This window comes from Paenibacillus sp. P3E, from assembly GCF_001909045.1.
GTDB classification, from domain to species: domain Bacteria; phylum Bacillota; class Bacilli; order Paenibacillales; family Paenibacillaceae; genus Paenibacillus_AQ; species Paenibacillus_AQ helianthi.
This window is the reverse complement of record NZ_LVWH01000137.1, coordinates 61,587-80,337: the sequence shown is the minus strand read 5'-3', so window position 1 is coordinate 80,337 and position 18,751 is coordinate 61,587. Positions and strand designations below refer to the sequence as shown.

23 protein-coding genes, 5 tRNA genes and 1 pseudogene are annotated in these 18,751 nt (G+C 49.5%); 22 read left to right on the top strand and 7 right to left on the bottom strand.

Annotated features, from left to right (window positions below; translation table 11 throughout):
- Positions 1-83 precede the first annotated feature (83 nt).
- Positions 84-221, top strand: coding sequence for a hypothetical protein (locus A3842_RS32505; RefSeq protein ID WP_178382343.1), 138 nt, complete (start codon positions 84-86; stop codon positions 219-221).
- Between the two features lie 31 nt (positions 222-252).
- Here A3842_RS32505 and cmpA read toward each other — a convergent pair whose 3' ends face one another.
- Positions 253-390: a cortex morphogenetic protein CmpA gene (gene cmpA, locus A3842_RS32010; protein WP_143186262.1), complete on the bottom strand. Its 138-nt coding sequence runs from the start codon at positions 388-390 to the stop codon at positions 253-255.
- Positions 391-477: 87 nt separating this feature from the next.
- On the bottom strand, positions 478-837 hold the full coding sequence (locus A3842_RS12460) for a hydrolase/acyltransferase (RefSeq protein ID WP_074083244.1): 360 nt from the start codon (positions 835-837) through the stop codon (positions 478-480).
- Positions 838-958: 121 nt separating this feature from the next.
- On the opposite strand from A3842_RS12460, the gene A3842_RS12455 reads away from it, so the two are divergent.
- On the top strand, positions 959-1,444 hold the full coding sequence (locus A3842_RS12455) for a SprT family protein (protein WP_074083245.1): 486 nt from the start codon (positions 959-961) through the stop codon (positions 1,442-1,444).
- 7 nt (positions 1,445-1,451) lie between these two features.
- Here A3842_RS12455 and A3842_RS12450 read toward each other — a convergent pair whose 3' ends face one another.
- Both A3842_RS12450 and A3842_RS12445 read right to left on the bottom strand, forming a co-directional pair.
- Positions 1,452-2,105 (bottom strand): pentapeptide repeat-containing protein, encoded by a 654-nt coding sequence (locus A3842_RS12450; RefSeq protein WP_074101629.1) that lies wholly within the window; start codon positions 2,103-2,105, stop codon positions 1,452-1,454.
- Between the two features lie 31 nt (positions 2,106-2,136).
- Entirely contained in the window at positions 2,137-2,565 is a 429-nt protein-coding gene (locus A3842_RS12445; protein WP_074083247.1) for an Lrp/AsnC family transcriptional regulator, read from the bottom strand.
- Between the two features lie 129 nt (positions 2,566-2,694).
- Between A3842_RS12445 and A3842_RS12440 the strand changes: the two genes are divergently transcribed.
- The 6 genes from A3842_RS12440 (at position 2,695) to A3842_RS12415 (ending at position 5,599) form a co-directional block, all read left to right on the top strand.
- Positions 2,695-3,447 carry an MBL fold metallo-hydrolase gene (locus A3842_RS12440; protein WP_074101628.1) on the top strand — a complete coding sequence of 251 codons (753 nt, stop codon included), beginning with the start codon at positions 2,695-2,697 and terminating at the stop codon, positions 3,445-3,447.
- A gap of 89 nt (positions 3,448-3,536) precedes the next feature.
- Positions 3,537-3,612: transfer RNA gene (locus tag A3842_RS12435), tRNA-Asn, on the top strand.
- 7 nt (positions 3,613-3,619) lie between these two features.
- Positions 3,620-3,708 (top strand) — tRNA-Ser (locus A3842_RS12430).
- A 422-nt stretch (positions 3,709-4,130) separates the two neighbouring features.
- Positions 4,131-5,267 (top strand): alanine dehydrogenase, encoded by a 1,137-nt coding sequence (ald, locus tag A3842_RS12425; protein WP_074101627.1) that lies wholly within the window; start codon positions 4,131-4,133, stop codon positions 5,265-5,267.
- Between the two features lie 171 nt (positions 5,268-5,438).
- Positions 5,439-5,513: transfer RNA gene (locus tag A3842_RS12420), tRNA-Glu, on the top strand.
- A 3-nt stretch (positions 5,514-5,516) separates the two neighbouring features.
- Positions 5,517-5,599 (top strand) — tRNA-Leu (locus A3842_RS12415).
- 95 nt (positions 5,600-5,694) lie between these two features.
- On the opposite strand, the gene A3842_RS12410 is transcribed toward A3842_RS12415, so the two are convergent.
- The gene (locus A3842_RS12410) at positions 5,695-5,892 is read right to left on the bottom strand and encodes a Rha family transcriptional regulator (protein WP_074083250.1); all 198 of its coding nucleotides are present in this window, start codon (positions 5,890-5,892) and stop codon (positions 5,695-5,697) included.
- A 146-nt stretch (positions 5,893-6,038) separates the two neighbouring features.
- Here A3842_RS12410 and A3842_RS12405 point away from each other — a divergent pair, with 146 nt between their 5' ends.
- The 4 genes and pseudogenes from A3842_RS12405 to A3842_RS12390 all read left to right on the top strand — a co-directional run bounded on the left by A3842_RS12405 (position 6,039) and on the right by A3842_RS12390 (position 7,659).
- A complete protein-coding gene (locus A3842_RS12405; protein WP_074083251.1) occupies positions 6,039-6,404 on the top strand; it encodes a helix-turn-helix domain-containing protein in 366 nt (121 codons plus the stop codon).
- Positions 6,405-6,489: 85 nt separating this feature from the next.
- A tRNA-Leu gene (locus A3842_RS12400) sits at positions 6,490-6,572 on the top strand.
- A gap of 321 nt (positions 6,573-6,893) precedes the next feature.
- Positions 6,894-7,379: pseudogene (locus A3842_RS12395) on the top strand (GNAT family N-acetyltransferase); the annotation flags it as partial.
- 37 nt (positions 7,380-7,416) lie between these two features.
- Positions 7,417-7,659, top strand: a complete 243-nt coding sequence (locus A3842_RS12390; protein ID WP_074083279.1) for a hypothetical protein — start codon at positions 7,417-7,419, stop codon at positions 7,657-7,659.
- A gap of 88 nt (positions 7,660-7,747) precedes the next feature.
- Here A3842_RS12390 and A3842_RS12385 read toward each other — a convergent pair whose 3' ends face one another.
- Complete coding sequence (locus A3842_RS12385; protein ID WP_074083280.1) at positions 7,748-8,230, bottom strand: glutathione peroxidase; 483 nt, start codon at positions 8,228-8,230, stop codon at positions 7,748-7,750.
- A 186-nt stretch (positions 8,231-8,416) separates the two neighbouring features.
- Here A3842_RS12385 and A3842_RS12380 point away from each other — a divergent pair, with 186 nt between their 5' ends.
- The 3 genes from A3842_RS12380 to A3842_RS12370 all read left to right on the top strand — a co-directional run bounded on the left by A3842_RS12380 (position 8,417) and on the right by A3842_RS12370 (position 9,925).
- Positions 8,417-8,836 carry an organic hydroperoxide resistance protein gene (locus A3842_RS12380; protein WP_074101642.1) on the top strand — a complete coding sequence of 140 codons (420 nt, stop codon included), beginning with the start codon at positions 8,417-8,419 and terminating at the stop codon, positions 8,834-8,836.
- Positions 8,837-9,116: 280 nt separating this feature from the next.
- Positions 9,117-9,395 (top strand): hypothetical protein, encoded by a 279-nt coding sequence (locus A3842_RS12375; RefSeq protein ID WP_074083281.1) that lies wholly within the window; start codon positions 9,117-9,119, stop codon positions 9,393-9,395.
- A gap of 104 nt (positions 9,396-9,499) precedes the next feature.
- Positions 9,500-9,925: a thiol-disulfide oxidoreductase DCC family protein gene (locus A3842_RS12370; RefSeq protein ID WP_074101625.1), complete on the top strand. Its 426-nt coding sequence runs from the start codon at positions 9,500-9,502 to the stop codon at positions 9,923-9,925.
- A 90-nt stretch (positions 9,926-10,015) separates the two neighbouring features.
- On the opposite strand, the gene A3842_RS12365 is transcribed toward A3842_RS12370, so the two are convergent.
- Complete coding sequence (locus A3842_RS12365; RefSeq protein WP_074101624.1) at positions 10,016-11,206, bottom strand: copper amine oxidase N-terminal domain-containing protein; 1,191 nt, start codon at positions 11,204-11,206, stop codon at positions 10,016-10,018.
- A gap of 275 nt (positions 11,207-11,481) precedes the next feature.
- Between A3842_RS12365 and A3842_RS12360 the strand changes: the two genes are divergently transcribed.
- From A3842_RS12360 to A3842_RS12330, 7 genes are all read left to right on the top strand, one after another.
- On the top strand, positions 11,482-12,651 hold the full coding sequence (locus tag A3842_RS12360) for a P-loop NTPase family protein (RefSeq protein ID WP_074101623.1): 1,170 nt from the start codon (positions 11,482-11,484) through the stop codon (positions 12,649-12,651).
- Complete coding sequence (locus tag A3842_RS12355; protein ID WP_074101622.1) at positions 12,644-13,876, top strand: TadA family conjugal transfer-associated ATPase; 1,233 nt, start codon at positions 12,644-12,646, stop codon at positions 13,874-13,876. The genes A3842_RS12360 and A3842_RS12355 overlap by 8 nt, the downstream gene beginning before the upstream one ends.
- Positions 13,876-14,670: a type II secretion system F family protein gene (locus A3842_RS12350; protein WP_371915997.1), complete on the top strand. Its 795-nt coding sequence runs from the start codon at positions 13,876-13,878 to the stop codon at positions 14,668-14,670. Before A3842_RS12355 ends, A3842_RS12350 begins: the two co-directional genes overlap by 1 nt.
- A 14-nt stretch (positions 14,671-14,684) precedes the next feature.
- Positions 14,685-15,557, top strand: coding sequence for a type II secretion system F family protein (locus A3842_RS12345; protein ID WP_074101620.1), 873 nt, complete (start codon positions 14,685-14,687; stop codon positions 15,555-15,557).
- 15 nt (positions 15,558-15,572) lie between these two features.
- Positions 15,573-15,761: a Flp1 family type IVb pilin gene (locus tag A3842_RS12340; RefSeq protein ID WP_074084813.1), complete on the top strand. Its 189-nt coding sequence runs from the start codon at positions 15,573-15,575 to the stop codon at positions 15,759-15,761.
- Complete coding sequence (locus tag A3842_RS12335) at positions 15,758-16,420, top strand: TadE/TadG family type IV pilus assembly protein (RefSeq protein WP_074101619.1); 663 nt, start codon at positions 15,758-15,760, stop codon at positions 16,418-16,420. Before A3842_RS12340 ends, A3842_RS12335 begins: the two co-directional genes overlap by 4 nt.
- Positions 16,421-16,483: 63 nt before the next feature.
- Positions 16,484-18,748 carry a hypothetical protein gene (locus A3842_RS12330; RefSeq protein WP_143186261.1) on the top strand — a complete coding sequence of 755 codons (2,265 nt, stop codon included), beginning with the start codon at positions 16,484-16,486 and terminating at the stop codon, positions 18,746-18,748.
- Positions 18,749-18,751: the final 3 nt, after the last annotated feature.

Sequence of the window (18,751 nt, the reverse complement as noted above, 5' to 3'; positions counted from 1 at the left end):
GGGGGTGCGGCTGTTTGTTTCAAGCAGGAAAGGGGCGGGGTAATGGATGCTATCAACAAGAGATTCGAAAGGAGAGATTGATGATGGAGCCGAATACCAAGGACAGAAGTGTTGAAGTGGAGCGTATACGTCTTCCCGATGTTCTAGGTGATTTCAGTGAGCAGTCAAAAATGCAAAAACCCATCCTGGATTCCTCGGGATGGGTTTTGTTTGAAATATAAGAACTCATATGTTTTACGCTAGAAATGATCCTTATATTCCACGCTGAATGGAGTCACGGGATTCGGCGGAATTGCGGTAAAAAAACCAGCATTCGTTCAGCAGCTTAATCTGACGCCGGTCTTTTTTATAATAAGCCTTCATGAGCTGATGGCAGAGCCACTGCGGCAAGAGTACCCCTCCTCTGCATGCTAACGTAAGATAGCATATGGGAGAAGTCGCCCAAAGGTGCAGCGGCATGCCGGATTTCACCGGCCCCTAGTGTACGCCTTCTTCTTCCTCTTCGTACCACTGCTCAAGCTGGGCTTGAAGCGCGCGGATTTCGGTCAACAGCGAGATCAGCGGATAGTTGCTCTCCTGAATGGATGAAAAAGCGCTCTCCAGCCGGTTGATATAGGCCAGCCCGGATTCCAGTGAGTGCTCCTCGCGCAGCAGCTCCAGGGAATCACACTCCGCAATAGCAAGCGGCAGATCCGGGACATTAACCGCGGTCAGCTTGTCGATCTCTTTATTGAGGCGAAGATTGAGGGCGCTCAGCTGATACGCATACTCCTCCGGCATCTCCACGAACTGCAATTCCTGCTTCTGCTGCAACATTACATACCGCATTTTCGGCATAAGTCATTCTCCCTCCGAACTTGTCTTCCTTCTTGACAGTGTAGCCTATGGGCAAGTTACAATTCAAGTAGAGATCGTAATTTTCCTGTGGAGAGGACTTGTGAGAGAAACGATGACTAGAATGACCAATGAAGAGTTGCAGCAGTGGATCGAGCAGGTGTCACAGGACAGCTTTGGTGTCCCTTTCCGGCACTCGGCCAGCTTTAACAGCCGGCTGAGTACAACGGGAGGAAGATATTTTACCAAGAGCCATAATATTGAGATCAACCCGATGCAGCTGGAAATGTTCGGGCGTGAAGAGACCGAGCGCATTATCAAGCATGAGCTGTGCCATTATCATCTTCACCTGGCAAAACGGGGATATATGCACCGGGACGCCGATTTCAAAAAACTGCTCGCCATGGTCGGCGGAAGCCGGTTTTGCCAGACCCTGCCTGGAGCCAAGGGGCGTAAGGTGCTGCCTTACCGGTATAAACTTGTCTGCACTGCCTGTTCGACCGAATACCCGCGCAAACGCAAGGCTGATCCGAAGCGCTACCGCTGCGGCAATTGTGCCGGCAAGCTCAAGCTGATTGCCCTGGAAGAAGGCCAAGGGAGAGCTAAATAGGGAAATTTTAGAGTTCGGGGTCGGTCTTGATGATCAGGCCCATAAGTCCAACAAAAGAAGCTGCCTGTTCTGCGGAAATGATACAGCCTGCAAGATCTTCAATGTCGACATTCAGACCGGAGAAGCTGCAATCGCTAAGATCGATTTCTTTTAATTTACAGCCCGCCAGGGTGGCCTGATCGATTTCGCATTCCGAGAATTCTACATGATTCAGGGTCGCCTGGTAATAATCGCTGCTGACCAACCGGCAGTTCGCAAAAGCCGCCCCCTTAAATTTACCGAAGCGAAAGCTGGCGAAATCCCCGATACAATCCACCATCCGGACATTCTGAAACCGTCCCCTGCTGAAATCGGTTCCGGTCAGTTTACAATTCCGAAACTCTGTCCGGTGCACAAAAGCGTCACTGAAATTCACATTAGACAGATCACAATTTTCAAATATAACATCCGTCAGTTCAATGGCGTTCAGTGTAGATTCAGCAATCGTTACATTCCGGAAAATCACTTTATCGAACGAGACCCTGGCCGCTTCCTGATCTTCAATCAGACAGTCGCTGATGAGGCATTGGCTGATTTCTTCCTTTGATGTGAGAGTATGTATTTGCTGTGACTGTAGGGAATCTCGGTCGTTAATTTGGGGTGGATCAATCTTGTTTTTCATCTTTGCCTCCATGTAATTATTATATGATGTGCTACTTCAGCTTGCCCATTCCCAGATTAACCCGATAGTTGCCGAACTCCAGCAGCAGGTCCAGAAAAGTTGACAGTTCCTCTTGATCTTTGGCGTATACTCGCATCCAGTAGCAGCCTTCACCGCTAACCCGGTGCAGCTCGGCCACATTTCCATGTTCATGGGCGAATTTTTGAAAAGGCGGATGCGCTTTGTTGGAGCTGAGGAACACAGTTATAAAAGCGTGGATGTTCTGTCCAAGCTTCTGCGGATTCCATCGCACCGTATAGCCCTCGATAATCTCCAGCTCCCGCATTCTGCGGATTCGGGCGCCAACAGCCTGCCCGGTCATGTGAATTTTCTCCCCAATTTCCTTCTGGGTTAACCGGGAATCTTCTATTATATACTGTAGGATTCTGTAGTCTATATCATCTATTGAGTAGTTATCCATTTATACGAGAATCCTTTCCGGGTGAAAGCAGATCTGGTGAATCTCTTTCGCCGCACAATGTATTCTGATTGAAGTCGCGTCTATACTTAGATTGTAGCAGAAGACAGAATGGATGAAAGAGGGTTTATGATGAAAATACAGCTTATCCGCAACGCAGCATTATGGTTGGAATACGGCGGAGTTTCTTTTCTGGTTGATCCTATGCTTAGTGAAAAAGAGGCGAATCCGCCTATTCCGAATACCGCAAATCCACGCAATAATCCCTTGGTGCCTTTGCCGGGGCCGGTTCAGCAGTGGCTTACACCTGATGCTGTGCTGGTCACACATCTGCACCGGGATCATTGGGACGGAGCCGCAGTGTCTCTATTGCCACACGAGCTTCCGGTTCTGTGCCAGGATGGGGATGGAGAGACTTTCGCGGAGCAGGGTTTTGAACATGTATCTGTGATTGGGAACAATGAGGGGATGAACTTTCAGAACGTGACGCTGATGCGGACCGGAGGCCGGCATGGCATAGGAGAAATTGGTGAGCTTATGGGTAAGGTATCAGGTTTTGTGTTCCGAGCCGAAGGCGAGCCAGTCTTATATGTAGCCGGTGACACGATTTGGTGCGATGAAGTAAAACAGGCTCTGGATGAACATAAACCGGAGGTGATTGTCGTCAATGGGGGAGGGGCGCAATTTCTGACCGGAGGTCATATTACGATGAATGAGCAGGATATTGTGGATCTATGCAACTATTCGCCTGCAGCATCTGTGATTGCTGTGCATATGGAGGCCATCAACCATTGCCTGGTTACCCGTGAACAACTTACAGCCCGGCTGGAGCAGGAGGGACTGCTGGATCGAGTCAAGATCCCGGGAGATGGGGAGTGGTGTTGATCCCGCTCCTGAAAACGATATCAAAATAGTGCGATAAGCTTGACTAGACTACAAAATCATGATAAATTATTCCTTGTTCATGTGAATGTTCCCTGATAGCTCAGTTGGTAGAGCACTCGACTGTTAATCGAGTTGTCACAGGTTCGAGTCCTGTTCGGGGAGCCATTTTCTTGGAGAGATACCCAAGTGGCTATAAGGGGACCCTCTGCTAAGGGGTTAGACTGCGTAAGCGGTGCGAGGGTTCGAATCCCTCTCTCTCCGTTCTGAATACATTTCATGCAAAAGAACTTCCCGGCGGAGGTTCTTTTTTTTGTCTTTAGCCTTCTGACAGAATTCTTGGCATTTCCCTCTCCTCCGATAAATAACCTGTTGATGCAATCCATCGGATATAACGATTGAACGGCTGGACTACAAGCCGCTGCGTGGCTTCCCGGACATTATGGAGAAAAAACAGTACACACATTACGCTGAACGAACCACATGATCCGGTAAAAGCAGCAGTTGTTCTGAAATTCGTTGACGGTAAGCAAACATTTGAAACGAAGGTTAATCCTTAAACTGACCTTGCGCATATGATAAAATAAACCTGACTGCTGAAAAGAAAGGCTCATAAGTGGGCCTTTCTTTTCGCATCCTAATACACTGTAGGCTTATACTCTCATAACATCTAAGGAGGCTATAAAATGATTGTCGGCGTACCCAAAGAAATCAAGAACAACGAGAATCGTGTTGCTATCACTCCGGCTGGAGTTGATGCTCTCCGCAGAGCAGGCCATGAGGTGTTCGTTGAGCAATGTGCGGGATCGGGCAGTGGCTTTGAAGACAGTGAGTATCTGGATAAGGGCGCGAGAATTGTGGAATCCGCGGCTGAAGTGTGGAGCAAGGCAGATATGATTATAAAAGTGAAGGAACCGCTCCCCGAAGAGTACGGTTATTTCCGTAAGGGGTTGATCCTGTTCACCTATCTGCATCTGGCTCCGGAAGCCGGATTGACTGCTGCCCTTGTGGAGAGTGGCGTAACAGCGGTTGGGTATGAGACGGTCCAACTGGAGGATGGCTCCTTGCCGCTGCTCATTCCCATGAGCGAAGTAGCCGGACGGATGGCGGTTCAGATTGGAGCGGGGTTGCTGGAGAAGCCGCATGGCGGCAAAGGTGTGCTGCTTGGCGGCGTTCCAGGTGTTCAGCCTGGTGAGGTGGTGATTGTAGGTGGAGGCATTGTGGGTACCAATGCAGCCAAGGTTGCGCTCGGCTTGGGAGCAAGAGTTACCGTGCTGGATGTGAATGCGACCCGGCTCCGGGTTCTCGATGATATTTTTGGCGGTCGTCTGGTTACCCTCATGTCTGATTCTTATCACATTGAACAAGCTGTCCGCAAAGCGGACCTGCTTATTGGGGCTGTGCTCATTCCGGGTGCCCGGGCACCCAAGCTGGTGAAGGAGTACATGGTGCAGCGAATGGCGGAAGGTTCTGTCATTGTGGATGTTGCAGTCGATCAGGGCGGTTCAATTGAAACGATTGACCGGATCACAACCCATGAGAATCCGACCTATGTGAAGCACGGAGTTGTCCATTATGCTGTGGCTAATATGCCGGGCGCTGTGGCACGGACCTCGACACTGGCGCTTACGAATGTGACGATCCCCTATGCCTTGCAGATCGCTAATCTGGGCATTCATGTTGCTGCATTGAACAATGCTGCCTTGGCCAGTGGAATTAACGTGGCTGCCGGGTATGTGACCAATCTGGCCGTAGCGCAAAGTCTGGGCTATGAAGCCGCTAATGGCATAGAGGTGTTGGCCGCTGCCGGAGGTCGAAACTAAGTGCGAAGGCTCAGGTCGATATCTTTTTGGCGGGAAGTGAAAGTAGCGGGGAGGACAGATTTCAGACGGATGCAGCTCCCCGCTATTTGATTCAAAAAAAACTTCTTGTCAAAATCCGCAGTGTTTGATATACTCATTTTTGTTGTGACAAACACATAAGTTATCAATCATGGCTCGTTGGTCAAGGGGTTAAGACACCTCCCTTTCACGGAGGTAACATGGGTTCGAATCCCATACGAGTCACCATATGCGGTAGTGGTGGAATGGCAGACACGCTATCTTGAGGGGGTAGTGGGTGTATACCCGTGGAGGTTCGAGTCCTCTCTACCGCATACAGTCACAATAGACCGCTCCTGAATCAGATATTACGTCTGATAGGAGCGGTCTTTTTTGTATAGAGACAGGCTGGTTCCACGGCAGGAAAAAGCTAAGATGGGGGCAGGCCCAAAAGCTCCGAAATCTGGCGCCGGTAGCGTTCAGCTCTACGCGTGCCATGGATCAGGTTGGACAGGCGATAAGGTGGGATATCATAAATCTCACAGAATTTTTTCTGGTCCAGATGCAGCTCTGTTAGCCGCTGTTTGATTGCCCAGCCGTAGGGGGTTATGGGACGTTTGCTGTTCAAAAGGGGCTCACCTCTTATCGACTATCCAGCCGTATGATATAATGGGATAAGACATAATAATAGTTAATTATATACTTTTTTACGTCATTTTACAATAATAATTACGCAATTAAGTGTTTTTAAATATAGTGGAAGGCGGTTGGCATATGCAGTCCATATACGAACGAATTGAATACTTGATTAAGCAGAAGGGGATCACCAAGAAATCGTTCTGCGAACAGTTGAATATAAGTACAGGAAATATGGGAGACTGGAAGAGGGGCAAGTCAACGCCCGGGACGCATAAGCTGATCGAAATCGGGGCTTTTTTTCATGTGAGCCTGGATTGGCTAATCTTAGGCAAAAAATCACCTGAAATGGTGCGTGAAGGTTCGGAGGAATATTTTTTTGGACAAATTCGGCAATTGAATTGCCAAAGTAATGAACTGTTGCCTGAAGAGCAGAATTTCATTAAGGAATATATCGCCTTCACCCAATACCGCAAGCAAAAAGGAACGGAAGAAAATTCTTAATCACGGTAGCTTTACTTTTCGTAAGAATCAATTTATAATATTGAGTGTTGGCCTCAAACAATGCTTTAGTTAAAGTACACACCGCGCGGTAGTGGTGGAATGGCAGACACGCTATCTTGAGGGGGTAGTGGGTGTATACCCGTGGAGGTTCGAGTCCTCTCTACCGCATATTGTTTGTTCGAAAGGAAACCCTTGCATAGCAAGGGTTTTTTTGTTTCTCATTTAACGTATTTAAACCCCTCTTTAATGCTAAGTTATCCAGTTAATCATTAAGGTCACTCTTTGAGAGTGGCCTATTAACGTTATGCCTGGTTAGACATTACTTCTTTCGACACGATAGGAGCGATGGCCCGATCCAGTAGTTCAGAAACCAGATGCGGGGCAGACAGCAGAACTGCTTTCCGGCGTTTGTAACCAGAGGATCGCTTGACTATTCCCGGGTGCACCCGTATTATCCGATGACATCATGCTGATCAAGTAACCCCAGATAGCGAAGAATGGAGAATAAAGATACCGAGCGTTCATTGCAACAAGTTTATTAGGGAATATACAAGACATAGATACACCTTAACCCGCGAAGAGTTTACTCCGGCTGATCTTTCTCTGCCTGAAGGTTATGTTTTGGAAATGGTTGATCTGAAGGTGCTTCGGCATAAAAACTACGTGAACGCAGACAAAATTTACGATTGGGTAGAGGCATGGGGGAGCGATGAGCATTTGGATAAAGCAGGTTGCGGCTGCTATATTCGTTATCAGGATACAATCGTCAGTTGGTCCATAAGCGACTGTTATGCCAGAGACAGAATTGCTGTGGGAATTCACACGGATTCCAGCTACAGAAAAATGGGGTTAGCCAGCAAGGCTGCTTCAGCAGTCGTTCAATCCTGTTTTGACAAAGGTTATAACATCGTAGAGTGGTTGTGCGTATCCACCAATGTTGGCTCCAAAGCAATTGCCCATAGAAAACCTGACTGATTTAGACGAGTACGGGTGGTATGAGTGGGGAATTTATTTGGAACAAGCATTACAGGAAGAACCAAGGCTGTACTGGGAATGTCTGAATTGTTTTGTGAAGGCGAACACCGTTGAAAAGACGATAGAAATAATCGGTGAAATGAATCGCACAGGGAATCCATGTAATCTGGAGCAGTTGACTGGAGCGATCTCTTACTACCAAAGTGAAGGGTTATGTTCTGCATTCAAGACTCCGAAGTGGGAGGAATTTAAACATCAGGCATTTTTTTATCAAGGATAATGTGGAGGAAAAGTATATAGTCCGTATCAAAAAGAGACTCTATCCCCCAAGGCACCGGGAGATAGAGTCTCTTTTGTTTACGCGGTGGTTATTTTCCAAGCAGCTTGGCAATATCCGCTTCAATCTGATCCGGCGTAGTCTGCGGGGAGAACCGTTTCAGCACCCTACCCTCCTGATCAACCAGGAACTTGGTGAAATTCCATTTGACGCTCTTAGAGCCCAGTACGCCTGGTGCTTCCTTGGAGAGGTATTTGAATAACGGATGAGCTTCGTTGCCTTTTACATCAACTTTCTCGTACATCGGGAAGGTTACGCCGTAATTGATCTCGCAGAACTCTGCAATATCTTCACTCTCACCCGGCTCCTGGCCGGCGAACTGATTGCTGGGGAAACCAAGCACTTCAAAACCGCGGTCCTTAAATTTATCGTACACTTCCTGGAGACCCTTATACTGAGGAGTGAATCCGCACTTACTGGCTGTATTGACGACGAGCAGCACTTTACCTTTGTACTTGGACAGTGATTCTTCCTGGCCTCGCAGTGTGTTTGCTTCAAAATCATAAATACTCATGGATAATTCCTCCCGAACATTCATTTATCACAATTTAATTTTACACTATTTATTAAAAGAAGCAAGCTAAAAGGCTGTAACAATATTGCGTATTCGTTTCAAAATGTGCCAGTGGTTTAAGTTAGAAGTATGCGGAAGTAAAAATTTGGCTTGAAAAGGAGCGGATAGGCGATGACAGCATTGAAAATGAAAGCATTATACACGGCTTCAGCTACGGTACGGGGCGGACGCGAAGGTTCAGTGGAATCCTCGGACGGTGCTCTCAAGCATGATTTGAAAATGCCGAAGGAGCTAGGTGGCTCGGGGGGCATGGGTACAAATCCGGAGCAGCTGTTCGCTGCAGGCTATGGTGCTTGTTATGAAAGTGCGCTGGCGAATATTGCCCGTAAAGAGGGTGTGAAGCTTCAGGATGTCGTCGTGACTTCCAATGTGCTGATCGGCAAGGATGAGAGCGACGGAGGCTTCAAACTGGCCGTAAGACTGGATGTGAGCCTGCCCGGAATTGAACGTGCGAAGGCGGAGGATTTGGCCGAGAAGGCTCATGCCTTCTGCCCTTACTCTAAGGCAACACGCGGCAATATAGAGGTTGAACTTAACGTGCTGTAACAATGGTAAGGAGTGGCTTGCAGACAGTAATGTTTATATCTAATTTAAGCCGGACAGATATGTCCGGTTTTTTGGTGTTCCCCCTAAATGGATGGCATATATATAAAGTTTCTGGAAATAATGTCTAAATGGAGTCGGGAAATTCAGGTAAACGCATAAATGCAAGTCCAGAGAGTCTGCTTTGGTTGACATCACCCCTAAAATTCTTTAATATGTCTAAGTATCTGTTAATGTTGCGTGTGCTATTAACTACCAAAAATTTAAATAATGGGTGATGAAGATGTCTTACAGACCGAATATTACGAATGTGACCAAAGCCAGCAGCAACGATAAGGAAGGATTGTACGAGTTCATTATCAAGCTTGCTGACGGAACGGAGTGCCGCGCGTTCTACAATCGGTTTCCGGAATGGAAAATGACGAACATCAGCCGCCTGCTTAAGACACCATGTCCGGTATGCCGCAAAGACTTCATCTGTAAATGCATGGAGGCTTTCACAGCTGATTTCGAAGGGCAAATGCTCGGGGACGAATGGATCGACAAGGCAATCGCAGAATAACTTAAACGGACGGATCATGACGGCGCGGGAGCTTATCCCGCGCTTTTGTTTTTTTCTAAGCATAGTTCTGGATATACTGTGACTAACGGAAGGGGGAGAGGGCAATGAAGGAAGAGCAGAGGGGAATTATGATGAAGGACAAATCTGTTGTGCTGATCGACGGGGTCTGCCATCTGTGTCAAGGTATGGTCCGGTTTATTATTCCGCGCGATCCCAAAGGCAGGTTTCTATTTGCCCCGTTGCAGAGCGAGGTTTCTCATCAACTGTTGAGTGCCAGCGGTATTGTGCCTGGTCAGCTAAGCACGGTAGTTCTGGTTGAGGATGGGGTCTTCTATACGGAGTCAGCTGCGGTGCTGCGGATCATGCGCAGGCTTCGTTTTCCTTGGAAGGCTGCTTATCTGCTCATTGTTGTCCCCCGGCCGCTTCGTAGTGCGTTGTACAGACTTGTAGCCAGGAACCGTTACCGTTGGTTCGGCCGGGATGATCAGTGCCTGGTCCCAACGCCAGAGATCCGCCAACGGTTTCTGTGAGGGGTTATGGTTCCAAATAAAAACGCAGCAGATGCTCCCGGCAGGGAGTCTGCTGCGTTTCATTTTATATCAGGAAATTGTCCATTTAGCCTATTTGGTCAGCGGTTCGATATTTAGATTGTAGGTTTGAACCAGCTTCCATTTGCCATCTGCTGATTTCTTGACGGTTGTCACGGTTTCTGCCCGGTAATCGGTGAATTGTGGCCCCTTCAGCTTTTTGGATGTTAATACGGCATAGATGGCGGCCTCGTTATTATTGTAGTAAATGATTTTGGAAGATTCCACAGCGGACTCCAAATCATAAGCGGCGAAAAGCTGCTTATAGGTTTGTTCGCTCTGTGCATAGGCTGGTGAGGATTCGTCTATTGTAGACAGTACGCCGCTCAGGTCTTCTTTGTTGGAGAAATCTGTATTGGCCTGCAGCACAGCCTTGATTTGATCTTCATCAGCCGCGGGAACAGGAGGTTTGGCTTCAAGTGTGCCGTCAGGCAGGGAGTATTTGATGGCCTTAATCTGCACATTGCTGATCAGCCAGTCGGAGCCGCCAGCATTCTTAGTAAGTGAATAAATATACTCCGCGGTGCTGTTAGGTGTAAAGGCTCCGCTGTTTCTAACGGTTGTTTCCACAACGTCCACCGTTGCTTCCTTTGCCTGAACATCGATAATGTCCATTTTTGCAATCGCTGTGGTGGTATCAGATTTTTCCATCTGCTCTTTGAGTGCAGGGGCTGCTGCGGCAAGTGGTGATTTCGGATCAATCAGACCCAGGAATCCGGCGAAATCATTTTTGTTGGAATAGCTGGTGTATTTATCAAAAAGCTCCGAGATTCCCTTGGTCACGGCGCTGCTCTGATTGCTTTTGATTTCTACGGTATTAGCTTTAGCATTCCAGGTGACACTGTTGCCTGTCGCTTCGCTTACGAACCGGAGAGGGACATAGGTAACGTTGTTGATCATTTTGGGTGCGGAAGTGAGCTGCTTCACAGTCCCGTTCACACTTGCTTTTTTGCTGCCAAGCTGCAGGGTGATCGTCAGGCCCTCCTTGGAGGCTGTAATCGTGCTTGTCTTGGCATTCCATACCAGGCTGAGGCCCAGCTTCTCAAAAATAGGACGCATAGGAACGAGGATGGCATCATGGTCTTTGACCGGTGCACTGGTGCTTAGGTTCAGCTTTTGCTGATCGATCGTTACGGTGATAGGTTGGTCTGATGCTGCTGCTGCCGATACGGTGATGGCACCGGATAAGGCTAGAACTGCAAGAAAACCGGGTACGAATTTCATGTGGTGTAAATCCCCTTTGTTATGGTTTTGAGTTAGGTAAATGATGAACGTATGAATTATACAGGGGGATAGGAAACTTGGGAATATCCAGCACTGGATATGGGAGTTCGTGGGATTTTGAGGTAATGGAAAAAAAGCTATTGCTGTACTCTTATATATATGCTACTATTGCTGTAAATTATAGGAATAGTAACGGAAGCACCGTTCAATGACCGTATCCCACGGTTATTGGCGGTGCTTTTTTGCTGTCTTTATGCAGAAAGGAGAGAGGGAGCATGGCGGCAAGAATCGTACTTGCAGTGCGGGAGAGTCAATACATTGAGCCATTGCTGCACTATATTCACCATAGTGAATATGGAGGAATGCTGCGGATCAGCGCTTTCAGCCGGTTGGATACTTTTATGGAATTCATGAAGGGGGAGGAGGTGCCGGATGCTGTGGTAGCAGATCCTTCTTTCATCGAGGCCTGGCTGGTGGAGGGGAAGAGTACCATTCCGTGGGCGGTTCTCAGCGATGCAGGGGACGTCCGCGGCAAACCTTCCGGAAATCTGGCGGGGGGACAAGTGATTGAAAAGTATCAATCGCTTCCTTCTTTGCTGGATGCCATTCTACAGCTGTGCGATGTGAAGCGGAGCAGAACGGCGTCCATCTCCAAGGAGGAGACACTGCTGATTGGAGTCGTTTCAGCCAGTGGCAGCAGCGGCAAAACCACGCTTGCGCTCAACTTGGCCAAGCAGCTTGGAGGGCTGGGACTATCCGTTTTTTATCTGAATCTAGAGAGTGTGGACAGCAGCGGGTTGTTCCTGCGGGTGCCGGACGGAAACGCCCCCGGTCTGGAGCGGCTGCTCTATGAACTGAAGGCGAATGAAGGGGAAGGGAGCAAAGTGAAGACACAGCTGGAGCTTGAAAGGTATGTAATCAGACACGAGAGTCTAAGGAGTGAAGCCTTCAGACCGGTAGAGAATCTTAAGGAAAAACTGCAGATGACACGTACGGATACGCTGGATGTTCTGGAGCAGCTGTCCGGGGCAGGACGCTATGATGTTGTCATTGTTGATACGGGAGCCCTTGAGGAGGAGCAAACCCAGGCAGTTCTGCAAAGATGTGGACTTCTGCTCTGGGTATTGACAGGTGCTAAGACCAGTCACCATAAGACTGCCGGGTGGCTGGGTCACTGCAGTAATCTGCATTCTGGCATGCTTCAGGAGGTACCCGTCAAAAGCAGGTTTGTCATGAACCTCGCAGCCGATGCACATAACGCGGGGATTCTTCCTGAAGGGATGCAGATGGATGCTGTGCTTCCTTATATCCCATCATGGGCCATACAGCATCATGTGGAGCTGTGCCTGAATTCCCCGCAATTCACGGCCGGAGTGCAGCAGGTGTGCTCGGAAATCATTGAACCGGCGCTGCCGCATGTTTTTACCGGGAATGTATATGAATGAAGAAATGTTCAGGTCGCTGCGCAGTGACATTCGTTCCGGGCTGGATCTGACGTCTGCTGTAGGCAACCGTGAGCTTACCGCGTATATTGAGCGGACGATTCTTGCACGGGACAACCTGCAGCATCTGACGGCTCAAGAGAAACATGCCTTGGTCAAGAAGCTGTTCGACTCCTTCCGGGGGTTGGATGTATTGCAGCCGCTGGTGGATAATCCGGCCATCACCGAGATTATGATTAACAGTCATGATGAAATCTTCGTAGAGGAGGAGGGGCAGATCCGGCGTCTGCCGCTGGCTTTTGAGTCCAGAAGCCGGCTTGAGGATATTATCCAGTCCGTAGTATCGGGTGTGAACCGGGTGGTTAATGATTCCTCGCCAATCGTTGATGCGCGGCTGAAGGATGGTTCCCGTGTCAATATCGTTCTGCCGCCGGTAGCACTGAAGGGGCCGGCAATGACAATCCGCAAGTTTCCCGAAGCCCCGATGACGATGAATGAGCTGATCCGCCGGGAAGCAATAAGCGCGGAAGCAGCGGAAATGCTGCAGATGCTTGTGGTGGCCAAATACAATATTTTCATCAGCGGTGGCACCGGTTCGGGCAAAACCACCTTCCTGAATGCTTTGTCGCAATTCATTCCGCCGCAGGAACGTGTGATCACTGTAGAGGATTCAGCGGAGCTGCAGATCGTGACTGTACCGAATCTCGTCTCCCTGGAAACAAGAAATGCGAATACGGAAGGCCGCGGCGAGATCACCATCCGTGATCTGATTCGCTCCTCACTCCGGATGCGGCCGAACCGCATTGTGGTCGGCGAGGTCCGGGGCGCAGAATGCCTTGATATGCTGCAGGCGATGAACACTGGACATGATGGCTCACTCAGTACTGGCCATTCTAACAGTGCGCAGGATATGCTCAGCCGTCTCGAAACGATGGTACTCAGTGCAGCCGATTTGCCCGTGGCAGTAGTCCGGCAGCAGATTGGCTCCGCAATTGATATTTTTGTGCATCTGTCGCGTCTGCGTGACCGTTCACGCCGGGTGGTGGAAATCTGTGAGGTTACCGGGGTTCAGGAAGGGGAGGTGGTGCTTAATCCGCTGTATGAATTCCGTGAAACAGGTGAGAGGAACGGGCGGGTCCAAGGGGGACTGATCCCCAGCGGGAATCCGATGCTGCATACCGGCAAACTCAGAATGGCCGGAATTGATAAGAAGGAGGAAGTGCTCTGATCTCATTGAGACAAAAGCCGCAAGGACTGCGTGATACCGGAGCGGAGGCACAACTGCCAGATTATACGGTGTACGTCCTAACCTCCTTGCAAAAGATCACGGCGATGCTGACTGGCGGAACGCTGCTATGGGCAATAGGATACCTTTTTTATCACAATGGGCTGCTGTCTTGTCTGCTGGTGCCGGGCGGGGTATATGCTCCACGGCTGCTGCGTGACTACCTGCACCGGCGGCGCCGTACTGCCCTTAATCTGCAATTCAAGCAAATGCTGTTCTCGCTGTCTTCATCGCTGTCGGCCGGCCGCTCTGTTGAGAATGCATTTCGTGAAGCGGTGCAGGATCTGCTTATGCTCGACCCCGAGGGGGGAGGCGATATGATCTTCGAGCTGAATATTATCTGCACGCGAATGGAGTATGGCCAGCCGGTAGAAGAAGCACTGGAGGATTTCAGCAAGCGGGCGGGCATGGAAGATGTCGAACGGTTCGCTGATGTATTCTCCGTGTGCAAGCGGACTGGAGGTGACCTGGTAGAGATCGTGAGGCGTACTTCAACCATTATCGGAGAGAAGCTGGATATTCAACAAGATATAGCGGTCAGCATCGCCCAGAAAAAATTCGAGGCCAAGGCTTTACTGGTTTCCCCGCTCATTATGGTGATGTTCATGAGTCTGACAGCAGGGGATTATATGGAACCTATGTATACAGGTGCAGGTATAGCGATATCTACACTTGCTCTCGGGTTGCTGTTTCTGTGTTATCTGTGGACTTCCAGAATCATGAATATTCCACTGTAAAGGAGGTGAAATAAATGATTTGGCTAAGCGGCACCATCACGTTGGTGTTGACACTTGGTTGGGGTTTGCTCCTCCTGAAATGCGGCTCTCGCTACTCCGGGCTACGCTCACTCCCAATGGAAGGGCTGCGCCTGCGGCGGCTGGGTGAACCCTTCCTTTGGCTGATCGACACCTGGAAGCTTGGAAGCCACATTCCAGCTGTCATGTTCCGGATCCAGCGCTCACTTCAGCGGACCTACGGCAACCGTTACAGCGCAGAGCGGACACTGCTTTTCATGGGAGAAATGATCACCTACAGTTGGCTCTTCCTGACAGCTGGATGTGCGTACGCGCTATTTAGCGGGGAGAAAGCCGGGATTGCACTTGGAGGGATGCTGGCAGTAATATTGCCGTTTGCCCTGGTCAGTGACCTGCATAAGAAGGTGCGTCTGCGGGAGCAGAATATCATGCTTGAGCTGCCGGAACTGCTGAACAGCATCGTGCTCCTGGTAGGTGCAGGTGAGACGGTGCAGAGAGCAATCATCCGTTGTGTGGAAAGCCGCAAAGGGGACATGGCACATCCGCTTTACAAGGAGTTGCACAAAATGACTGCCGAGTGGGACAGCGGCTATTCGTTTCAGCAAGCTTTTGAGAATTTCAGTAAACGCTGTGCGGTACAGGAGGTTTCTTTGTTCACTACCACTGTTCTGCTTAATTACCGCAGGGGCGGAGCAGATTTTGTCTTGTCGCTGCGTGACCTCTCGCGGATACTCTGGGAGAAGCGGAAGTCTGTCAGCCGGACGCGCGGGGAACAGGCTTCCTCGAAGCTGGTTTTTCCGATGGTGGTCATCTTTTTAATTGTTATTGTGCTGGTGGGAGCACCGGCGCTCATGATGCTCAAAATGTAGAGGAGGAAGCTGTGTATGAGTTCAATGATGGTGGAAGCTGTAAAGCGCTTTTGGAAGGATGAGGAAGGACTAGGTACATTGGAGATGATTATGATCATCGCTGTGTTGATTGCAGTAGTATTAATATTCCGTACGGAAATTGTGAAGGTCGTAAAAGATCTGATTGCTACAGCGGGTGAAAAGAGCCAGGAAGTTTTTGAGTGAGCACACTCCGGAAAGACGAGGGCAGCTTTACTATTGAAGCCTCACTATTGTTGCCGATCATTATGTGCATCACTATGCTGCTGCTGTTCTTCTGCTTGTACAGCTACCAGAAGTCGATGCTCCTGCAGGTGGCTTCAGCCGCTACGGAACGCGCTGCTTACAATTGGGATAACAGCCATAAAGAAACGAAGGGTTCTTACGTCATTGGCGAATATGATTCTCTCTATTGGCGTATTGGCGACGACGCTCTGCTCTCCTCTTTGTTCGGTATCGGTGCGCCAGAGGGCGGAGCAGCTATTACGCTGCCTGCTGCCGGGGATGGGGGCACTCTGCCTGTGGTCAAGCTTACGCATGCATCCGCTATGGTTCCGGCAAATATGCCAGGAGAGATGAACTATGCGTATAGCCTTACGGGCCGTAAAGTAAGCGCAGAGCTGAAGCGGGTACTGAATTTGCCTGTGCTGGACGAAATTCTGTCTGACAAGGCAGTGCCGGTGGTGCAGGCCCGGTCCGTAATTGCTGAACCTGTTGAATTCATCCGCACCGTTGATCTTATGCGTTATTATGGAGCCAAATTCAAGGGTAATGCGGATAGTGTCAAGTCAGGGACAGGCATGGACAAGAAAAATGCTGCCGTCATGATGAGCAAGCTACATTAAACAAGTTGAATTAGCTTAATTCCTAATGAATATGGAGCAGCAACTGAGGCGCGAAAGGAGGATATGACACGCTTGAAGGCAGAGAAAGGGCATACTTTTGAAAGAGTGGTAAGATACATGGTCAGCAGGTATACCCGATCCGAAGGTTCAGTCTCTATCTTTTTAATTATGGTGCTGGCATTTGTCTTTCTATTTACCGCAGTGCTAATTGACTATGCGCGCATTGCGGCTGTAAACGTCCAGGAAGAGCGTTTGGCCAGAGCTGCAGTCCGCTCAGTAATGTCTTCATATGATATCGAACTGAAAGATAAATACGGACTGTTCGCCTATGGCGGCAATGACGGTGATCAGCTTTTGGCCGGTGTACTGAATGATAATCTGTATGAGAGCTGGCGCGGTGATTCATTTAATCTTCTGCCCTTGGGTCTGGATTCCTCCTCCTTAAGCTGGAGCCGCCCGCTTGGAAGCTATGACATTTTCCGGCGGCAGATTGTGGAAGAGATGAAGTACAAGGCGCCGATTGATTTCGCCTTGGAGCTGGCCGGAAAATTCAAGCCGCTGTCTGCGGCCATGGGTGAGGCTTCACGGACAACCAAGGTGCTCGGCAAGCTTCAGCCTTTATATGATGAGCGTGAGGAAGCACTGGATCAGATGCTGAAGTCGCGGAAGCAGGCAGGGGAGAGTGGACAAGCACTGCAGGAGCTGATCATGAATCCACCTGGTGGTAGAATCATACCCGCTACCTTAGGCACCATTGGCACTGCTGCGGATATTGCGGCTATGTACGGCGACTATGTGGGCAAATATTATGCTGATTTGTATCGTGATGAGAAAAGGTCTGCACAGTACCAGGGGCTTTTGGCGGCTTATATACAGCAATCCGGTGAACTACTTGCCCGGTTTCCTGATGCACAGGCTTCTTATCAAGAGAAACAATCGCGTTATTTGGAGGAGGCGGCAGCTGCGCTGGAGCGGGCGAAAACTTTGAATGCCCAAATGAAAAGCCTGCTTGAGCAGTCACGAAACAGCGGGCCGGACGATGCGCAGAATTCAGCCCGAGACTGGGATATCCCGGACACTTCAGCTGAGTTAAGTGCAGATCCCATTAAAAAGCTGCGCGAGCAGGAAGATTCGCTTATCCTCACGGCAAACGAGGTCAGCACGATGGAAAATAGCTTGTCAGCACAGCTGACAGCTTCACAGGCCGTGGTACCGAAGGTGGTTCTTTTGCCAGGAAGCTTGAGCCCGGCTTCGGGACTTAATGCCGACGTTTCCAGCATGAATGCCAGTATTCTCAACGCTTCGGAAGCGGTGAATAATTATTTGCGCAATTATGGAAACGCGGGGACGCTGATTGCTTCCGAAAGTGCTCAAATTGAAGCACATCGCACATATGATAACCAGCGCAAGCAAGTGGAGCAGGAAGCTAAAGGCAAGCTTAGCGAGGCCATGAAGCTGCTGGATCAGATTCGCGGTCTTGGCGCGAGCGCCGGGGAAGCTATGAAACGTTATCAGACTCTGCATAAGTATTACAACGACAATATCGCTTTCAACACGGGAGTGGATCAGCCAACTGAGCCAGGGACTGCTGATCAAAATCCCTATACTGCCGGGAGCGCCTCTATGGTTAAAGTGGACAGTCTCTATGCTGCAATGGGCAATGTGCTGGAGGGGGCCAGGGACAGGCTATTTCAGACAGAGTATTCGGCGCTGTATTTTCCTCCCTTTGATATTTCACAGCTGGCCGGTCTGGCCTCAGGCTCTGTAAATGAAGGAGCAGGAAGGCTGGCGGATCAGCTTGATCCTAATGCCCAGGAGCTGGAGTATATTCTGTATGGATTTTATAACCCTGCCGGGAATATAGCGGCAGCTTACGGGGAGATTTTTGCAGTGCGGCTGGCTATACGTACCATGGAGGGATTTACAGAACGTGCGGGGCTTGCCAATCCGCTGCTGATATTGGCAGCAGCACTTCTGTACGGAGTTGAGCAGGCAGTACAGGATATGCTGCTGTTATGTAAAAATGGTGAAATTCCACTGTCCAAATACATACCTGTCAAGCTGAGCTACCGGGATTATCTGCGGCTGTTTCTGGTGCTGCATGGAGGGGGCGATGTTCAATTGTCGCGTATGCTGGCCTTAATCCGGCTGAATACAGGAAGCATCTTGGATGAGAAATATACATACACAGCAGCGGATATCAAGATGGCTATGCCATTATGGTTTTTGCCGGGAGTGGTGAAGCTGCTGGATTATGGTACAGGTCTTTCCGGTGAAGTGAAGGGCAAATTATATTACCGGACTGTGCAGGCTGATTTTTCTTACTAGCGG

What these genes read in the sequence shown, in the direction of transcription:
- A3842_RS12330 (WP_143186261.1), top strand. Translation starts at nt 16,484, where the DNA reads ATGACACGCTTGAAGGCAGAGAAAGGGCATACTTTTGAAAGAGTGGTA.
- A3842_RS12385 (WP_074083280.1), bottom strand. Translation starts at nt 8,230, where the DNA reads ATGAGTATTTATGATTTTGAAGCAAACACACTGCGAGGCCAGGAAGAA.
- A3842_RS12405 (WP_074083251.1), top strand. Translation starts at nt 6,039, where the DNA reads ATGCAGTCCATATACGAACGAATTGAATACTTGATTAAGCAGAAGGGG.
- A3842_RS12380 (WP_074101642.1), top strand. Translation starts at nt 8,417, where the DNA reads ATGAAAGCATTATACACGGCTTCAGCTACGGTACGGGGCGGACGCGAA.
- A3842_RS12345 (WP_074101620.1), top strand. Translation starts at nt 14,685, where the DNA reads ATGATTTGGCTAAGCGGCACCATCACGTTGGTGTTGACACTTGGTTGG.
- A3842_RS12445 (WP_074083247.1), bottom strand. Translation starts at nt 2,565, where the DNA reads ATGGATAACTACTCAATAGATGATATAGACTACAGAATCCTACAGTAT.
- A3842_RS12340 (WP_074084813.1), top strand. Translation starts at nt 15,573, where the DNA reads ATGAGTTCAATGATGGTGGAAGCTGTAAAGCGCTTTTGGAAGGATGAG.
- A3842_RS12365 (WP_074101624.1), bottom strand. Translation starts at nt 11,206, where the DNA reads ATGAAATTCGTACCCGGTTTTCTTGCAGTTCTAGCCTTATCCGGTGCC.
- A3842_RS12450 (WP_074101629.1), bottom strand. Translation starts at nt 2,105, where the DNA reads ATGAAAAACAAGATTGATCCACCCCAAATTAACGACCGAGATTCCCTA.
- ald (WP_074101627.1), top strand. Translation starts at nt 4,131, where the DNA reads ATGATTGTCGGCGTACCCAAAGAAATCAAGAACAACGAGAATCGTGTT.
- A3842_RS12355 (WP_074101622.1), top strand. Translation starts at nt 12,644, where the DNA reads ATGAATGAAGAAATGTTCAGGTCGCTGCGCAGTGACATTCGTTCCGGG.
- A3842_RS12460 (WP_074083244.1), bottom strand. Translation starts at nt 837, where the DNA reads ATGCCGAAAATGCGGTATGTAATGTTGCAGCAGAAGCAGGAATTGCAG.
- A3842_RS12370 (WP_074101625.1), top strand. Translation starts at nt 9,500, where the DNA reads ATGAAGGAAGAGCAGAGGGGAATTATGATGAAGGACAAATCTGTTGTG.
- A3842_RS12375 (WP_074083281.1), top strand. Translation starts at nt 9,117, where the DNA reads ATGTCTTACAGACCGAATATTACGAATGTGACCAAAGCCAGCAGCAAC.
- A3842_RS32505 (WP_178382343.1), top strand. Translation starts at nt 84, where the DNA reads ATGGAGCCGAATACCAAGGACAGAAGTGTTGAAGTGGAGCGTATACGT.
- A3842_RS12360 (WP_074101623.1), top strand. Translation starts at nt 11,482, where the DNA reads ATGGCGGCAAGAATCGTACTTGCAGTGCGGGAGAGTCAATACATTGAG.
- A3842_RS12455 (WP_074083245.1), top strand. Translation starts at nt 959, where the DNA reads ATGACCAATGAAGAGTTGCAGCAGTGGATCGAGCAGGTGTCACAGGAC.
- A3842_RS12440 (WP_074101628.1), top strand. Translation starts at nt 2,695, where the DNA reads ATGAAAATACAGCTTATCCGCAACGCAGCATTATGGTTGGAATACGGC.